14 protein-coding genes are annotated in these 16,964 nt (G+C 74.0%); 10 read left to right on the forward strand and 4 right to left on the reverse strand.

The window, feature by feature from the left end:
- Positions 1-155 precede the first annotated feature (155 nt).
- From ACZ4M8_RS20045 to ACZ4M8_RS20055, 3 genes are read left to right on the forward strand one after another with little or no spacing between them, the layout of a single operon-like run.
- The gene (locus tag ACZ4M8_RS20045) at positions 156-674 is read left to right on the forward strand and encodes a cysteine dioxygenase (protein WP_467609188.1); all 519 of its coding nucleotides are present in this window, start codon (positions 156-158) and stop codon (positions 672-674) included.
- A gap of 54 nt (positions 675-728) precedes the next feature.
- Positions 729-1,718: a 2-phospho-L-lactate transferase gene (gene cofD, locus ACZ4M8_RS20050; protein WP_467609190.1), complete on the forward strand. Its 990-nt coding sequence runs from the start codon at positions 729-731 to the stop codon at positions 1,716-1,718.
- A complete protein-coding gene (locus ACZ4M8_RS20055) occupies positions 1,715-3,073 on the forward strand; it encodes a coenzyme F420-0:L-glutamate ligase (RefSeq protein ID WP_467609192.1) in 1,359 nt (452 codons plus the stop codon). The genes cofD and ACZ4M8_RS20055 overlap by 4 nt, the downstream gene beginning before the upstream one ends.
- 376 nt (positions 3,074-3,449) lie before the next feature.
- On the opposite strand, the gene ACZ4M8_RS20060 is transcribed toward ACZ4M8_RS20055, so the two are convergent.
- Together ACZ4M8_RS20060 and manB are read right to left on the reverse strand one after the other, a co-directional pair.
- Entirely contained in the window at positions 3,450-4,355 is a 906-nt protein-coding gene (locus ACZ4M8_RS20060) for a DNA-3-methyladenine glycosylase family protein (protein WP_467609194.1), read from the reverse strand.
- A gap of 272 nt (positions 4,356-4,627) precedes the next feature.
- The gene (manB, locus tag ACZ4M8_RS20065) at positions 4,628-5,710 is read right to left on the reverse strand and encodes a mannose-1-phosphate guanylyltransferase (protein WP_467609196.1); all 1,083 of its coding nucleotides are present in this window, start codon (positions 5,708-5,710) and stop codon (positions 4,628-4,630) included.
- 414 nt (positions 5,711-6,124) lie between these two features.
- Between manB and ACZ4M8_RS20070 the strand changes: the two genes are divergently transcribed.
- The 4 genes from ACZ4M8_RS20070 (at position 6,125) to ACZ4M8_RS20085 (ending at position 12,361) form a co-directional block, all read left to right on the forward strand.
- Positions 6,125-6,889 carry a TIGR03089 family protein gene (locus ACZ4M8_RS20070; protein ID WP_467609198.1) on the forward strand — a complete coding sequence of 255 codons (765 nt, stop codon included), beginning with the start codon at positions 6,125-6,127 and terminating at the stop codon, positions 6,887-6,889.
- A 498-nt stretch (positions 6,890-7,387) separates the two neighbouring features.
- Positions 7,388-8,503 (forward strand): LCP family protein, encoded by a 1,116-nt coding sequence (locus ACZ4M8_RS20075; RefSeq protein WP_467609200.1) that lies wholly within the window; start codon positions 7,388-7,390, stop codon positions 8,501-8,503.
- Between the two features lie 219 nt (positions 8,504-8,722).
- Entirely contained in the window at positions 8,723-10,453 is a 1,731-nt protein-coding gene (locus tag ACZ4M8_RS20080; RefSeq protein WP_467609982.1) for an LCP family protein, read from the forward strand.
- Between the two features lie 69 nt (positions 10,454-10,522).
- Entirely contained in the window at positions 10,523-12,361 is a 1,839-nt protein-coding gene (locus tag ACZ4M8_RS20085; RefSeq protein WP_467609202.1) for an LCP family protein, read from the forward strand.
- 72 nt (positions 12,362-12,433) lie between these two features.
- Here ACZ4M8_RS20085 and ACZ4M8_RS20090 read toward each other — a convergent pair whose 3' ends face one another.
- Positions 12,434-13,459 (reverse strand): glycosyltransferase family 2 protein, encoded by a 1,026-nt coding sequence (locus ACZ4M8_RS20090; RefSeq protein ID WP_467609204.1) that lies wholly within the window; start codon positions 13,457-13,459, stop codon positions 12,434-12,436.
- Positions 13,460-13,724: 265 nt separating this feature from the next.
- Between ACZ4M8_RS20090 and ACZ4M8_RS20095 the strand changes: the two genes are divergently transcribed.
- The 3 genes from ACZ4M8_RS20095 (at position 13,725) to ACZ4M8_RS20105 (ending at position 16,288) form a co-directional block, all read left to right on the forward strand.
- Complete coding sequence (locus ACZ4M8_RS20095) at positions 13,725-15,194, forward strand: LCP family protein (protein WP_467609206.1); 1,470 nt, start codon at positions 13,725-13,727, stop codon at positions 15,192-15,194.
- Complete coding sequence (locus tag ACZ4M8_RS20100; protein ID WP_467609208.1) at positions 15,191-15,607, forward strand: hypothetical protein; 417 nt, start codon at positions 15,191-15,193, stop codon at positions 15,605-15,607. The genes ACZ4M8_RS20095 and ACZ4M8_RS20100 overlap by 4 nt, the downstream gene beginning before the upstream one ends.
- 96 nt (positions 15,608-15,703) lie before the next feature.
- A complete protein-coding gene (locus ACZ4M8_RS20105; protein WP_467609210.1) occupies positions 15,704-16,288 on the forward strand; it encodes a VanZ family protein in 585 nt (194 codons plus the stop codon).
- Here ACZ4M8_RS20105 and ACZ4M8_RS20110 read toward each other — a convergent pair.
- Entirely contained in the window at positions 16,239-16,793 is a 555-nt protein-coding gene (locus ACZ4M8_RS20110) for an acyl-CoA thioesterase (protein WP_467609212.1), read from the reverse strand. The two genes, ACZ4M8_RS20105 and ACZ4M8_RS20110, sit on opposite strands and share 50 nt — an antisense overlap.
- Positions 16,794-16,964: the final 171 nt, after the last annotated feature.

Consider the following 16,964-nt stretch of genomic DNA (forward strand, 5'->3'; position numbering starts at 1 on the left):
GCCACCGAGCTCCAGCCCCCTTCGCCGCACCACCCCCGCAGCGCTCCGCTGAACGCGCGCGCCTTCGGTGCCCCCACCGGGAGACCACCGCGCGCCGCCGCAGCCCTTCCGCGTCATCCCCCGTCTCTGCTCGTCCGCCGAGGAACCCGAAGCACATGAACAGCGATGTCCAGATCGCCGGCGACCCGCTCTCCGTCGCCCACCTCCTGCCGCCCGTCCCCGCGCACCCCTCCACCGTCGCCGGCTTCGCCGGTCTGGCCCGCTCCCTCGCCGCCGACCGCGCCTCCTGGGCACCGCTGGTCCGCTACGACGCCACCACCCGCTGGTATCACCGGCTGCGCTCGGTCCCGTCCGCCGGGTACGAGGTGTGGCTGCTGAGCTGGCTGCCCGGACAGGGCAGCGGCCGCCACGACCACGGGCGCTCGTCCGGCGTACTGACCGTGCTGGAAGGGGAGTTGACCGAACGCGCGACGTCCGGCGGGCGGGATACGCACCGCACGCTGCGCCCCGGTGCGCAGCGGGTCTTCGCGCCGGGCTACGTCCACGAGGTCGTCAATGACGCGCTGACGCCCGCGGTCAGCCTGCACCTGTACTTCCCCGGGCTGACGGAGATGGAGATGCACCCCTCGCAGCACGCCGTCGCCGCCGAGGCGGCCGGGGCCGCCGCGCGCTGACGGTCCGTCGACGGTGGCCGCCGGCCGGTGGCGGGCGGCTGCCAGACTGAGGGCATGCGCATTGTTGTTCTGGCCGGCGGTATCGGCGGCGCCCGCTTCCTGCGGGGACTGAAGGCAGCTCAGCCGGGGGCGGAGATCACCGTCATCGGGAACACCGGCGACGACATCCATCTCTTCGGGCTCAAGGTCTGTCCCGACCTCGACACCGTGATGTACACGCTCGGTGGCGGCATCGACGAGACGAAGGGCTGGGGCCGCGACGACGAATCCTTCCGGGTGAAGGAGGAGTTGGCGGCGTACGGCGTGGGGCCCGACTGGTTCGGCCTCGGCGACCGGGACGTCGCCACCCACCTCGTACGGACCCAGATGCTGGGCGCCGGGTATCCGCTCAGCGCGGTCACCGAAGCGCTCTGCGACCGCTGGAAGCCCGGCGTGCGGCTGCTGCCGATGACCGACGACCGCGTCGAGACGCACGTCGCCGTCGAGGAGGGCGGGGAGCGGCGGGCGGTCCACTTCCAGGAGTACTGGGTGCGGATGCGGGCCTCGGTGGACGCGCTCGCGGTGGTGCCGGTCGGTGCCGAGGACGCCGTTCCGGCGCCCGGTGTGCTGGAGGCGATCGCCGCCGCGGACGTCATCGTCCTCCCGCCGTCCAACCCGGTGGTGAGCGTCGGGACGATCCTCGCGGTGCCCGGGATCCGGGAGGCCGTCGCGGCGGCGGACGCCCCGGTGGTCGGCCTCTCCCCCCTCGTCGGGGGCGCGCCGGTGCGCGGGATGGCCGACAAGGTGCTGGCCGCCGTCGGCGTCGAGGCGACGGCCGCGGCGGTCGCCCGGCACTACGGGCCGAAGGGGCGCGCGGCGGCGGACGGTGTGCCGGCCGGGCTGCTGGACGGCTGGCTGGTCGACGAGGTGGACGCGGCGGCCGTCGCCGAGGTCGAGGCGGCGGGGATCCGCTGCCGGGCGGTGCCGCTGATGATGACCGATCTCGACGCGACGGCCGCGATGGCGCGGGCGGCGCTGACGCTCGCCGGGGAGGTACGGGCATGAGCGACTCCACCGGGGCGGCCGTCCCCGCGTACCGCGTCTGGGCGCTGCCCGGCATCCCCGAGGTGCGTGCCGGCGACGATCTGGTGAAGCTGATCGCGGCCGCCGCCACCGCCGGCGGGCTGCCCGGCCTCGCCGACGGCGACGTCCTGCTCGTCACCTCCAAGATCGTCAGCAAGGCCGAGGGCCGGATCGTCGAGGCGACCGACCGCGAGGCGGCCATCGACCGGGAGACCGTCCGGGTGGTGGCGCGCCGCGGCACCCTGCGCATCGTGCAGAACCGGCAGGGGCTGATCATGGCCGCCGCCGGGGTCGATGCCTCCAACACCCCGTACGGCACGATCCTGCTGCTGCCCGAGGACCCGGACGCGTCGGCGCGCGCGATCCGCGCCGGGCTGCGGGAGGCGCTCGGTGTGAACGTCGGTGTCGTCATCAGCGACACCTTCGGGCGGCCGTGGCGGTCGGGGCTGACGGATGTGGCGATCGGCGCCGCGGGCGTCCGGGTCCTGGACGATCTGCGGGGCGGCACCGACGCGTACGGCAATGCGCTCAGTGCGACGGTGGTGGCCACCGCCGATGAGCTCGCCGCCGCGGGCGATCTGGTGAAGGGCAAGGCGGCGGCGCTGCCGGTCGCGGTGGTCCGGGGGCTGCCGCATGTCGTGACGGCGGACAGCGCGGACGGGGCGGACGACGCGGTCGACCCGGGTGCGTCGGCGCTGGTGCGCAGCGGTGACGGTGACATGTTCCGGCTCGGTACGTCCGAGGCGATCCGTGAGGCGGTGACGCTGCGGCGCACGGTGCGGGAGTTCACCGAGGATCCGGTGGACGGCGGCGCGGTGCGCCGGGCGGTCGCGGCGGCGCTGACCGCCCCGGCGCCGCACCACACCACGCCGTGGCGGTTCGTCCTGCTGGAGTCGGAGGCGAGCCGGACCCGGCTGCTGGACGCGATGCGGGACGCGTGGGCCGCGGACCTGCGGGCCGACGGGTTCTCCGAGGAGGCGGTCGCCCGCCGGCTGCGCCGCGGTGAGGTGCTGCGGAACGCGCCGTACCTCGCGGTGCCGTGCCTGGTGACGGACGGCGCGCACAGCTATCCGGACGCGCGCCGGGCGGCCGCCGAGCGGGAGATGTTCGTCGTCGCGAACGGCGCCGGCATCCAGAACTTCCTGGTCGCCCTCGCCGGTGAGCGCCTCGGCTCGGCCTGGGTGTCGTCGACGATGTTCTGCCGCGATGTGGTCCGCGAGGTCCTGGAGCTGCCCGCCGACTGGGACCCGATGGGCGCCGTCGCGATCGGCCGCCCCGCCGCCCCGCCGAAGGACCGCCCCGCGCGGGACGGCGCGGACTTCATCGAGGTCCGGTGAGCGGCCGGGCCCGCCCCCGCTCATGAGCCCGTAGAAGGAGAAAGAGGAGAAGGGCCGGAGCCCGCCGGGATGCCTGCATCGGCCCGGCGGGCTTCAGCCCTTGAGGGCGGTGTGGGTGACGGGCCCGTGCGGGGGCGGGCACGGGCCCTTACGGGTGCGGCGTCAGCCCGTACGGGGAGCGGCGCGAGCCCTTACGGGTCGAGGGGCGGTCCTGGGTGCCGGGCGCGGCCCCGTGCGGGTCGAACGGCCGCCCCTCAGGGGTCCGGCGCGAGCCCGTGAGGGGAACGGGCGCGGCCCCGTACGGGTGGGCGGCGCAGGGCCGGATGACGTGCCCCTGGTGTCTCCCGGGCAGCGTGGCGGTGGCCGTGTGCGCAGGTCACAGGCGGGCGATGTCGCCTACGGGGAAGCGCGGGGCGCGGCGGGGCGGGACCGTGCCGGAGAGCAGGATCAGCCGGGCCGCGCGGTGGCGCTGGCCGTCGTACGGGGCGAGCAGGTCGAGCATCTGCGCGTCGGTGGCGCCCCGGCGGCCGGTGAGGGCGTAGCCGATGATCTTCGGCAGATGGAGGTCGCCGAGGGTCAGCGCGTCCGGGGCTCCGAGGACGCGTTGCAGTGTTTCGGCGGCGGTCCACGGGCCGACGCCGGGGAGGGCGCAGAGCCTGCGGGTGGCGGCGGCGAGATCCATCGCGGCGGCCTCCTCGACCCGCCGGGCGGCCCGTACCGCGCGCACGATCGTGTCGGAGCGTTTGGCGTCGACGCCCGCGCGGTGCCACTCCCAGGACGGGATCATCGCCCAGCCACGCGGATCGGGCATGACCCGCAGCCGCTCCCAGGGGCCGGGGGCGGGCTCGCCGTGCCGCTGGAGCAGCAGCCGCCAGGCGCGGTACGCCTCGTCGCTGGTGACCTTCTGCTCCAGGACGGAGGGGATCAGCGACTCCAGGACCAGCCCCGTACGGGCGAGCCGGACGCCGCGGTGGCGGCGGTGCGCGGCGTGGACGAGGCGGTGGCGCGGGGTGAACGCCCCCGGGTCGTCGTCGGCGCCGAGGAGTGCGGGCAGCCGCTCCAGCAGCCAGTCGGCGCCGGGCCCCCACGCCTCGGCCGCGACAGCGCCCTCGGCGGGCCGGGCCGCCAGCCGGAGGGTGCCGGGCCCCTGCGGGGTGCGGCTGGCCCGCCAGATCTCGCCGCCGCGCATCTGGAAGGCGGGATCGCCCGGCCCCCGCCCCAGCACGCCGAGCGTGCGGTGCAGGTCGTAGGGGCCGGGCGGCTCCCAGGTACGGACGGGCATCTCGCCAGCGTAGGCGATGGGGGTGACAGCGGGCCGGGAGCGGTCCGGAGGCCCTGCGGGACCGGGCGGGAACCCTTACGGGAAGGGCCGGAGCTCTTACGGGGCCCGCCCGGAGCCCTACGGGGACGCACAAGCCCGTACGGGCCCGGCCCCGGCCCCTACGGAAACGGAACCGGCGCCTTACGGGGGGCGAGGCCCGGAGCCCTACGGGGACACACCCCGTACGGGGAACGCCCCGGCCCCCGAAGGGCGCCGTTCCTCCCTTACTGGTCCTACTGGTCCGACGAGAACCGCACCGCGCCGTCGGGGAGGCGGGCGTCGCACCAGACGCGGATGCCGTCGCGGAGTTCGTTGTCGGCGCCGATGACCGCGCCGTCGCCGATGACCGCGCCGTCCAGGACCGTGCGGGCGCCGATCCGGGCGCCCGCGCCGATCAGGGAGTCGCGGACGACCGCGCCCTCCTCGATCACCGCGTCCGCCAGCACCGTGGAGCCCTCGACCCGGGCGCCGGCGCCGATCCGGCTGCCGGGGCCGGCGACGGTGCCGGCGGTCAGCTTGGCGTCCGGCGCGACCCGCGCGGTGTCCAGGATCAGGTGTTCCCCGCACCGGCCGGGCACCGCCGGGGACGGGGCGCGGCCCAGGACCAGGTCGGCGGAGCCGCGGACGAACGCCTGCGGGGTGCCGAGGTCGAGCCAGTAGGTGGAGTCGACCATGCCCTGGAGGTGGGCGCCGTCGGCGAGCAGTCCGGGGAAGGTCTCGCGCTCGACGGAGACCGGGCGGCCGGCCGGGATGGTGTCGATGACCGAGCGGTTGAAGACGTACGCCCCGGCGTTGATCTGGTCGGTGACGATCTCCTCCGGCGTCTGCGGCTTCTCCAGGAAGGCGGTGACGCGGCCGGAGGCGTCGGTGGGGACCAGCCCGTAGGCGCGCGGGTCCTCGACCCGGGACAGGTGCAGTGAGACGTCGGCGCCGCTGGTGCGGTGGGTGCCGACGAGCGCCGGGATGTCGAGCCCGGTGAGGATGTCGCCGTTGAAGATGAGGACCGGGTCGCCCGGGGCGGAGTGCAGCCGGGAGGCGACGTTGCGGATCGCGCCGCCGGTGCCCAGCGGTTCCTCCTCGGTCACGTACTCCAGGTGCAGGCCCAGGTCGGAGCCGTCGCCGAAGTGCGGTTCGAAGACCTCGGCGAGGTAGGACGTGGCGAGGACGATGTGCTCGACGCCCGCGGCGCGGGCCCGCGCCAACTGGTGGGTCAGGAACGGCACACCGGCCGCGGGCACCATCGGTTTGGGCGTATGCACCGTCAGCGGGCGCAACCTCGTGCCCTTGCCGCCGACCAGGAGGATCGCTTCAGTCACCTTGTCGTCTCTGCTTCCTGCTGGGGTCGGCCGATCGGCCGACCAGTGTAGGCAGACGGTCCGGCGGCCCGGTCCGGGGGCGGCGTCCCCGGTGACGTGCGACGTTGCCGGGCGCACCGGCACCGTACGGGGCCCGGCGGGGGCGCGCTTCGGGCCCGCGCCCCCGGTCCGCCACCCGCCCGGCGGGCAGCGCGTCCCCCTGCCGCACCCGTACAGGTGCTGACGCCACATCAGAGCCCGTACGGGGTGACGGTCGTCCCGTACGGGCCGGTTCCTCTCCCTTACGGGCCACGGGGGTGTCCCCTACGGGAGCCGCGCCCGCCCTGCGGGGAAGTGCGCGCCCCCGTACGGGTCCGCGCCCGGTGCCCGCTCATCCGCCGTCACCGGGCGGGCCGGGTCCCGTACCCTGCGACCGTGAACGCCACCGAACGCACCCCCGCCGGCCTGCTGCGTTCCGCGCTCGCCGCGGATCCCGCCCGCCCCCTCGTGACCTTCTACGACGACGCCACCGGTGAGCGCGTGGAGCTGTCCGTCGCGACCTTCGCCAACTGGGTGGCGAAGACCGCCAACTACCTCCAGGGCGATCTGGCCGCCGGTCCCGGCGACCGTCTCGCGCTGCTGCTGCCCGCCCACTGGCAGACCGCGGTGTGGCTGGTGGCCGCCTCGTCCGTCGGGGTGCTGGCCGATGTCGACGGGGACCCGGCCGCCGCCGATGTGGTGGTCAGCGGCCCGGACCGGCTGGAGACCGCCCGCGCCTGCACCGGTGAGCGGGTGGCGCTGGCCCTGCGGCCGCTGGGCGGCCGGTTCCCCCAGGCCCCGGCCGGGTTCGCCGACTACGCGGTGGAGGTCCCGTCGCAGGGCGACCGCTTCGCCCCGTTCGCCCCGGTGACCGGGGACGACCCGGCGCTCCGCGTGGACGGTGAGGAGCTGACCGGCGCCGAGGTCGTCGACCGCGCACTGGCCGACGCCCGCGCCGCCGGGATGCCGCCCACCCCCCGCGTGCTGTCGGGCCTCGCCTACGACGGCTGGCCCGGCCTGTCCTACGGGCTGTACGCGCCCCTCGCCACCGGCGGCTCGGTAGTGCTCTGCCGCCACCCGGAGCGGCTCGACGAGACCGCCGCCGCGACCCGTGCCCGCAGCGAACAGGTCACCTTCCAGGCCCCGTCCGCCACGCTCTGACCCGCGCTTCCGGCCGCCGGGCTCCGGCCCGCGCGGCCGGCCGTTCCATCGCGGCCCCACGGGCGGCCGCCCTTCGCGCGCACCACTACGTCCCGCCCTTTCGCCATGGCGCCGTCCCCTCCTCCCGCCGCCCGGCCTCCCGCGCGCCCGCGCACGCCCCGGAACACCACGGCCGCACACCCGGCGTACGCCCCGGAACTCCCCCGTCCGGCGGACCGTACCTCCGCCGGAGCGGGCCTCTTCGGCGCCGCGGGGCCATGATCCTGGAATACGCGCCCGCCCGGCGCGGGGTGGCTGCACCGCCACACCCCGCCACCGGGCCGCGCACGCGGCACCGCCGAGAGGCCAGGGAGGGATGCGCAGGTGGCAGACGACCCCCACCTCCCGCCCGGCGACCCCCACCTCCCGCCCGGCGATCCCGGCGGGAAGCCCGGCGAAGCCCCCGGCACCGCTTCGGCGGACCGCGCGCCCCGGCGGCGGTGGCCGCGGTGGGTCGCGGTGGGCACCGCCGCCGCGCTGCTGGGGCTCGCCGGCACCGGCTACGCGCTCCACGCCCGGCTCAGCGGCAACCTCCACGCCGACAGCGCCACCCAGAACGAGCTGGAGAAATACGAGGCCGAGCGGCCCCCGAGCGGCCCGCCGGACGCCGAGAACATCCTGCTGATCGGCTCCGACACCCGAGGCGGCGGCAACGGCGCGTACGGCGCCGACGACGGCACCCGGCGCGCCGACACCACCCTCCTGGTGCACCTCGCCGCCGACCGGCGCAGCGCCACCGCGGTGAGCATCCCGCGCGATCTGATGGTCTCCGTCCCCGCGTGCACCGGCGCGGACGGGCGGCGGACACCGGCGGGTGTCACCCCGTTCAACGCGGCGTTCCAGACCGGGGGCGCCGCCTGCGCCATCCGTACCGTCGAGAAGCTGACCGGCATCCGCGTCGGGCACCACGTCATCGTCGATTTCGTCGGATTCAAGCGGATGGTGGACGCGGTCGGCGGCGTCACGATGTGTCTGCCGCGGCCGCTCCACGATCCACAGGCACGGATCGATCTCCCGGCGGGGCGGCAGACCCTGCACGGCGAAGAAGCCCTCGGTTTTGTCCGCGCCCGCAAGAGTCTGGGTAACGGAAGCGATACGCAGCGTATGGAACGCCAACAGCAGTTCCTTGACGCTCTCGTGAAGAAAGTGCAGAGCAATGGTGTGCTGCTCAATCCGGCCCGGCTCTATCCGCTGCTGGATGCCGCGACGAGTTCGCTCACCACCGACAAGGCACTGGCTTCCCTCACCGGTCTCTACGAATTGGTCCGCAGCATGCGCGCCATTCCTGCCGGACGCGTGCAGTTCATGACCGTGCCACGTACCGGGTACCGCTACGACGCCAATCGCGACGAGTTGGCACAACCCGCCGCTGACCAGCTCTTCCACCGGCTGGCCCGGGACCTTCCGGTGCCCGCCGCGCCCGCGCACGGCCCCGGCAACTCCGGTCACGCCTCTTCACCGAACGCTTCGGATACGGCATCCTCCGACGAGAAGACGGCCAGTTCCCCGACGCCGCCGACGCCTTCGCGACCGCCCATTCCCGCAACCACCACAGAACGCGGGATCTGCGAATAAAAATGCCGCAAAGGTCGCACCAACAGCTCGAATGGATTGGGCGGATTGCCCAGTTGTAGGGAAGTGGAATTTGTCACGGGCGGCGTTCCACGCTGAACTGGACGGATAGTGTGAGTGATCCGGTCCGCAGACCAGCCGGACGAACGAACGTGAAACACAGGTCCGACCGTGCGCCCGAGGGGAGGCGCCGCGTGGCACCGACGGAGGATGCAGGGCACCGTGGACGCGCAAGGCCGTGGGCGGGCGGGGGACGACAACATCGACCCCGCCGACCAGTGGGTACTCAACCCCAGCACCGGTAAGTACGAGTTGCGGCTCGACGCCGCACCCGAACCGGCCGCGCCGGATCCGGTACCCCGACGCTCCCGGCGCGCGCCGGAACGCGACACCGAGACCCGCGAACTGCCGGCCCAGCGCGACCGCCGCTCCGCTGCCGCCGCCCCCGACGGGGCACCCCGCCCCGGAGGCCGGGCCGCCGCCCGTAAGGCCGCCCGCTCCGGCGGTGCCGCCGCCGCGACGTCGAGCCGGCGCCGGCCCAAGCCGAAGAAGTCCGGCAGGAAGAAGGCGCTGCTGTGGACGTCCGGCGTCCTCGGCTTCGTGCTGGTGGCCGGCGGCGGCGTGGCGTACTACGTCGTCGGGCAGCTCAACGACATCCCCAAGGTCGATGTCGGCATCGAGAACGACGCGGTCTCCGACGGCCCGGTCAACATCCTCATCATCGGCACCGACGCCCGCTCCGGTAAGGGCAACGAGGGCTACGGCGACAACGGCAGCGTGGGGCACGCGGACACCACCGTCCTGATGCACGTCTCCAAGGACCGTACGAACGCGACCGCGTTGAGCATCCCGCGCGACATGATCACCGACATTCCGCCCTGCCCCACGAAGCAGGCGGACGGGTCGAAGAAGGTCATCCCCGGTGAGAGCGGCGTGCGGTTCAACACCAGCCTCGGGCAGGAGGGCCGGGACCCCGGCTGCACCTGGCGGACCGTCGAGAAGCTGACCGGACTGAAGGTCAACCACTTCATGATGGTCGACTTCAACGCCGTCAAGGAGCTGTCCGAGGCGGTCGACGGCGTGGAGGTCTGCGCCGCGAAGGACATCAACGACCCCAAGTCCCACCTGAAGTTGAAGGCCGGCCGGCACGTCGTCAAGGGCGAGCAGGCGCTGGCGTTCGTCCGTACCCGGCACACCGTCGGCTTCGGCAGCGACCTCAGCCGCATCGAGTTGCAGCAGCAGTTCCTCAGCTCGATGATCCGCAAGATCAAGTCGGACGCGTTCAGCAGCCCGTCGAAGCTGCTCGACATCAGCAAGGTGGCCACCAGGTCGATGACGGTCGACACCGGTATCGGCAGTGCGACCAAGCTCATCGCGCTCGCCAACGACCTCAAGCGCGTCGACATCGGCAAAATCACCTTCGCCACGGTGCCCGTTCTGGACAACCCTCAGGACGATGCGACCGTCATACTCGACAAGAGCAAGGCCGAACCCCTGTTCAAGATGGTTCAGGCCGACCACATGCTCGCCAAGAAGGGCAAGGGGAAGGGGAAGAAGGCACCGGTGAAGAAAGCGCCGCCGGAGCTGGTCCGGGTCGACGTCACCAACGGCGGCGGACCGCTGGGCGCGGCGCAGGAGACCGTGGACTGGCTGCAGAACATCAAGGCCGCCAAGCTCTCCACCAACGCGGGCAACGCCCCGGCGAAGCTGGCCACCACCCAGCTCGAGTACGCCCCCAACCAGGCCGATCAGGCCGCCACGCTGGCGGACTGGATGGGTCTGCCCAAGAGCGCGCTCAAGAAGTCCGCCACGAACGCGGGGGACCGGGTGCCCATGAAGCTGACCCTCGGCAAGGACTTCACCGCCCCCGGAACCCCTATTGAGGCGCCGACCGAAACCCCGGACGGTGTCCAGAACGTCAATGCAGATGACAAGAACATCTGCGCCAAGTGACCTGAACGAGCCGCGGCCGCCCCGCACAGGCGCCGAGCGCACCATTTACCGACCCGGGGAGAGAGCCCGATGCGGCAGAACAGTGTGCGCGGCGACCGGCCGCGCCGACGCCGGTCCGGAACGCCGGAACAACAGCCGGACGCCCAGCAGTTGGGCTGGGACGACAGCCTGTACAAGAACTCCGGCCCGCCGCCGGACGCCCCCGGCTGGATACCCGGCGCCGACGCCGTGTCCGCGGACGGCGCCGGCGACGGCACGAGCGGCCACCGGGCCGACGGCCCCGGCGCCCCGGCCGGTGACACGGACGGCGGCAAGGACGGCGACAAGGCCACCGGGAACGCCGAAGGAGCAGCGGGCGGCGGCCGGGCCGGCCGGCGCAAGAGCAAAGGCGGCGACGGCTCCGCGCGCGGCGGACGGCGGCGGCGCCGCAAGCGCCGCACCATCCTGTGGACCTCGCTGGGCGTGGTCTTCGTGCTGGTGGCCGGCGCCGGTACCGCGGGCTACCTCTACTACCAGCACCTCAGCGACAGCCTCCGCAAGGACGAGCTGGACCTCGGCGAGGGCGGACTGCGCAAGCCGGAGCCGAACGCGTTCGGCCAGACCCCGCTGAACATCCTGCTGATCGGCTCCGACGGCCGGGACAGCGCGAAGAACATCAAGCTGGGCGGCGCCGGCGAGGACCGCGACCGCAAGCCGCTGGGCGACGTCCAGATGCTGCTGCACGTCTCGGCGGACCGCAGCAACATGTCGGTGATGTCGATCCCCCGCGACACCCGCGTCACGATCCCCAAGTGCACCGACCCGGACGACGGCACGGTCTACCCGCAGACCACCGCGGCCATCAACCAGTCGCTCCAGCACGGCGGTCCGGGCTGCACCGTCGCCACCTGGAAAGAGCTGACCGGCGTCTACATCGACCACTTCATGATGGTCGACTTCGCCGGTGTGGTGGACATGGCCGACGCCATCGGCGGCGTCCCGGTCTGCGTCGACAACAACATCTACTCGCACAACCGCAGCGACGGCCACGGCAGCGGACTGAAGCTCACCAAGGGCACCCACTCCGTCAAGGGCGTCCAGGCGCTGCAGTGGCTGCGGACCCGCTACGGCTTCGAGGACAACACCGACATCGGCCGGGCCAAGGCCCAGCACATGTACATGAACTCGATGGTCCGCCAGCTCAAGGCGGGCACCAAGCTCACCGACCCGGGCAAACTGCGCGACCTCGCCGAAGCCGCCGTCAACGCGCTCACCGTCGACAACGAGCTGGGCTCCCCCATGAAGCTCTACGACCTCGCGGGCGACCTGCGCCGGGTGCCCACCAAGCGGATCACGATGATCACCATGCCGTGGATGTACGGCCCCGGTGAGAAGTACGTGCTCCCCAAGCCGGGCGAGGCGGAGCAGACCTTCGCGCTGCTGCGCAACGACACCTCGCTGGACGGCAAGGACACCGGCAAGAAGAAGAAGGCGCCGGACCCGAAGCCGTCGATGCCCAAGGGGCAGCTGCCGGTCACCGTCCAGAACGGCACCCAGAGCACCGTCTACGGCCCGGTCCCCGGCCGCGCCGGCGTCGTCCAGCAGCGTCTGGCGCAGCTCGGCTACACCGCGGCGGGCACCGACTCCACGCTCACCAGCCAGGCGGACACCACCATCGAGTACCACGACAAGAAGCTGCGCGGCGACGCGCTGGCACTGGCGAAGGAGCTGGGGCTGCCGGCGAGCGCCGTACGGGAGAGCGGTTCGGCCGAGGGGCTGCGCATGGTCGTCGGCAACGACTGGCGTACCGGCGCCGACTACCCGAAGCCCGCGGGCGACACCTCCGGCAAGGCGCCGAAGAACGACTCCGCGCTCAACGGTGAGAACGACAAGGCGTGCATGCACGTCAACCCGGCTTACACCTTCTGACGCCGCCGGGCGCACACGGGAGAGGGGCGGGCCGCGTGGCCCGCCCCTCTCCCGTACGCCGGATCCGTACCGCTACGGCGTCGCCGCCGCCTTCACCGCCGGGCGGCGGCTGGCGATGACCTTGCGCGCCAGTGAGCGGGGGCTGGTGAGGAAGCCGGCGCCCCACGCCATGTGCATGGTGGCGAGCGCGAGGGGGATCTGCGCGCGGGCCTTCAGCGACAGGCCCTTGCCCGCCGGGACGGAGCCCGCGGTGATCGCCGCCAGATACCCGGCCGGGACGACGAAGCCCCAGGGGGTGACGGCGACGCCGACGACGACACCGGCGGCGATGGCGCACACCGCGGTCGGCGGGGCGAGGTAGCGCAGGTTGATCGAGCCGGAGTGGTAGCGCGCGACGACGTGGCGCCACTTGCCGTAGTCCTTGTACTGCTTGGCCAGCGCCCTGACGCTGGGCCGGGGGCGGTAGCTCACCTTCAGCTCGGGCGAGAACCACACCCCGCCGCCGGCCTCGCGGATGCGGTAGTTCAGCTCCCAGTCCTGGGCGCGGATGAACTCCTCGTTGTAGCCGCCCTGCTGCTCCAGCGCCTCGCGGCGGAAGACGCCGAGGTAGACGGTCTCGGCGGGGCCGGCCTGGCCGCCGGTGTGGAAGGCGGCGTTGCCGACCCCGATCTTCGAGGTCATCGCGGCGGCGACCGCTTCCTCCCAGGCGTTCTCGCCCTCGGCGTGCATGATGCCGCCGACGTTCTGCGCGCCGGTCTCCTCCAGGAGCCGGACGGCGGTGGCGATGTAGTTCGGGGAGAGCATGCCGTGGCCGTCGACGCGGACCACGACCGGGTGGCTGGACGCCTTGATCGCGGCGTTCAGCGCGGCGGGGGTGCGGCCCGTGGGGTTGGCGACGGTGCGCACCCGCGGGTCCTCGGCGGCGAGCTCGGCGGCGATCTCCTCCGTACGGTCCGCGGACGGGCCGACGGCGATCACCACCTCCATCTCGCCGGCGTACTCCTGCTCCAGGATGTGCCGGACCGCGTTACGCAGGTGACGTTCCTCGTTGAGCACCGGCATGATCACGGAGACGGCCGGGGGCTGCTGCTGGGGCATGGTTCCTCGGGGGGATGGCCCGTGGCGGAGCCGCCCTCGCGGACGGCAGCGCTCGCCGGGTGAGTGCGAAATCGCCGCTCACGTTACCGCTTACGGGGGACACCGCCGGACGGCAGGCGGGTGGTGGGGCGGGCGGGGCCCGGCGTGTGGCACTTTGCAGTAGATCGTATCGACTTACTGTGTTCCCGCTGTTGCCGCCGGACCGCCCCGCCCACCACGGCGGGGCGCGCCGCGCCCACCCGTCCCGCCGCGGAGGTGTCCCCCGTTGACCGTCCCGCCCCGCCCCGCCCGCACCGCGGCGCGCCGCACCGCCCGGGAACGCGGGCGCGCACCGCGCCGGCGCTGGGGGCTGCGGCTCGCCGCCGCCGTCTCGGTGCTGCTGCTGTCCGCGAGCGGTGTCGGGCACGCCATGGTCACCGGGGTGGAGGACGGCATCGGGCGGGTCCAGCCGTTCCAGGGGATGCGGGAGCAGGACCGGCCCACCGGCGGCGACGGGCTGAACTTCCTCGTCGTCGGCACCGACGGCCGGGACAGGATCACGCCCGCCGAGAAGCGCAAGTACCACCTGGGCGGCGCGCCCTGCCACTGCACGGACACCCTGATGCTGGTGCACCTCTCCGCCGGACGGGACCGCGCCAGCGTCGTCAGCCTGCCGCGCGACTCCTACGCCGAGGTGCCCGCCCACAAGGACGCGGCCGGGCGGGAGCGGCGCAAGCACGCCGTGAAGCTGAACGCGGCGTACGCCGAGGGCGGGCCGGGGCTGACCGTCCGCACCGTCGAGCACATGACGGGTGTGCACATCGACCACTACCTGGAGGTCGACTTCACCAGCTTCATGCGGAGCGTGGACGCGGTCGGCGGGGTGGACGTCTGCACCGTACGGCCGCTGAAGGACAGCTACACCGGGCTCGATCTGCCCGCCGGGAAGGCGACTCTCAACGGCGGGCAGGCCCTCCAGTACGTGCGCTCGCGGCATATCGACGGCTCCGCGGACCTGGGCCGGATGCAGCGCCAGCAGCGGTTCCTGGCGTCGCTGATCCACAAGGTGACGTCGTCGGGGGTGCTGATGAACCCGGTGCGGTTCCGGCAGGTCGCGGACGCGATGCTGACGTCGGTCCGGGCCGACTCCGGCTTCACCGCCGACGACCTGGTCGATCTGGGGCAGGCGATGCGCGGCTTCACCCCGGCGTCGTCGGAGTTCCTGTCGGTGCCGCTGGCCCGGGAGGGCGTACGGCTGCCGGGCGGCGGGACGACGGTGCGCTGGGACCCGGTCGCCGCCGGGCAGGTCTTCCAGGCGCTGCGGGACGACGAACCGCTCGCCGTCCGCCCGAAGAAGGCGGCGCCGCACGCACCCCGGCCGACGGTCGTGGACGTCCCGCCGGAGCAGATCCGCGTCCATGTCGACAACGGCACCGAGCGGCGCGGGCTGGCCAACACCGTCACCAAGGCGCTGGCCGCGGCCGGTTTCGTCCCGTCGGGCGTCCCCGGGGACGCCCCCGACGGACCGCACACGAAGACGGTCATCTCCTACGACCCGCGCTGGGACCGTTCGGCGCGGACCGTGGCCGCCGCGCTGCCCGGCGCCGAACTGCGGCAGGTCGCGGGCCTGGGCCCGGTGCTGCGGGTCACGGCCGGAGCGGACTACACCGGGGTACATCCGGTACGGGCCGAGGAACCGGCGCCCGGCACCCCGGGCATCTCGGCCGTCACCGGCGACGAGGCCGCGTGCCCGTGAGCGGGCCGGCCGGCCCCGCGGACCGCCGCGGCTACGCCCGGCGGGCGGGCCTGGCGGCCGCGCTGTGCCTGGTCGCGACGGTGGCGGCGGCCGCCCCGCCGGCCCCGGCGGCGCCGTCCGGCTGCGGCGGGCCCTCGGGCGGGCTGCTGTGCCTGGCCGGTCCGGTGGGCCACCCGGGCGTCTACACCGCGCGCTACCGGCGCGCCCCGGGCCCCGGCGAGATCACCGTGCGCCTGGGCTACCAGCGCAAGGACTCCCGGATCACCGCGTTCCCCGGGTGGTTCGGCACCGTACGGACGTCCGGCGGCGCGGCGGTACTGCGCGGCCGGGTGGGGATGACGCCCGGGGAGTGCGTCCGCGGGGTGATGGAACACGGGGAGCGGGTCTACGTCACCAGGTGGAGCTGCGGCTGACCCGGGGCGGGCCGTCCCCCTGCCGCCACCCGGAGCCGCGGGCGGGGGCGGGACGGCCCGCCCGGGGCCCGGCGGCGGCAGGATCCGGAGGTTCGCATGTGGCAGCAGCTGGTCCGGGACGTCCCGCCCGTGGCGGTGGTGCTCTGCCTGCCGGGGGCGCTCGCCCTGGGCACCGGTCTCGCGCTGTGGGAGGGCCGCGCCCCGGCGGACCCGCGGCCGCGCCGGACCGCCGGGGTGCTGCTGGCCGCTTGGCTGGTGTTGCTGCTGGTGGTGACGGTGGCGCCGGTCCAGCCGATCGGTTCGGGCGATGCGACGGTGTGGTGGCTGCCCGGCGCGGGACTGTTCGATCCGGGGGCGCCGCTGCCGCCGGACGAACTGCCGGTGCTGGTGCGCGAGCACCTTGCCGGGGCGGCGCTCTACCTGCCGGTGCCGCTGCTGCTGCGGTTCGCGGCGGTGCGGTGGCCGGCGTCCTGGTCGTTCTGGACGGCTGTGGGGGTGTGCGTGGCGGTCGAGGCGGCGCAGGCGGTGATGCGGGCGGGCCGGGTCCCGGACGTCAACGACGTGCTGTGCGGCGCGGCCGGGGCGGGCCTCGGCCTGGGGGCGGCGGCGCTGGCCCGGTGGGCCGCGGCGGTCACGCGTCGTTCAGGCCCTCGGCGGCGTGCCGTGCGCGCAGCTCCATGATCGCGCGGCGCCGGGCGAGGCGGTGCGTCCGGCGGATCTGCGCCTCCTGGTAGCGGCGCCGGTCACGCTCGGTCTCGACGATCACCGGCGGCACCGTACGGGGCTTGCCCTCAGCGTCGACGGCGGCGAAGACGAGGTAGGCGGAGCCGACCTGGGTGGCCGGGGTGGATTCGTTCCACCGCTCGGCGAGGACCCGGACGCCGACCTCCATGGAGGAGCGGCCGGTCCAGTTGATCTGGGCCTTCACATGGACGAGGTCGCCGACGCGGACCGGTTCCAGGAAGGCCATCTCGTCCATGGAGGCGGTGACGGCGGGGCCGCCGGAGTGCCGTCCCGCGACCGCGCCCGCCGCGTCGTCGACCAGTTTCATGATCACGCCACCGTGCACCGTGCCGAGGAGATTGGTGTCCGCGGCGGTCATGATGTGCGACAGGGTGGTGCGGGAGACGGAGGTGGGCTTGCCCGCGGGGGCGCCCTCCTCGCCGTCGGTGACGAGTTCGGTCATGCGTCCACCCTAAGCGGTGACGGCCGGTGACCGACCGGGAGGACGGGTCCGCGGAGGCCGTTCCGGGCCCGCGCGGTCGCCCGTAATGCGGTTTTCCCGCGCCACGTCGGAATGGTCACATCCGCTTGCGGTATGCCCACGCGCTTTGCATCAGCTCTGCAACAGCCCCGC

Source organism: Streptomyces sp. NPDC027185, assembly GCF_055567035.1.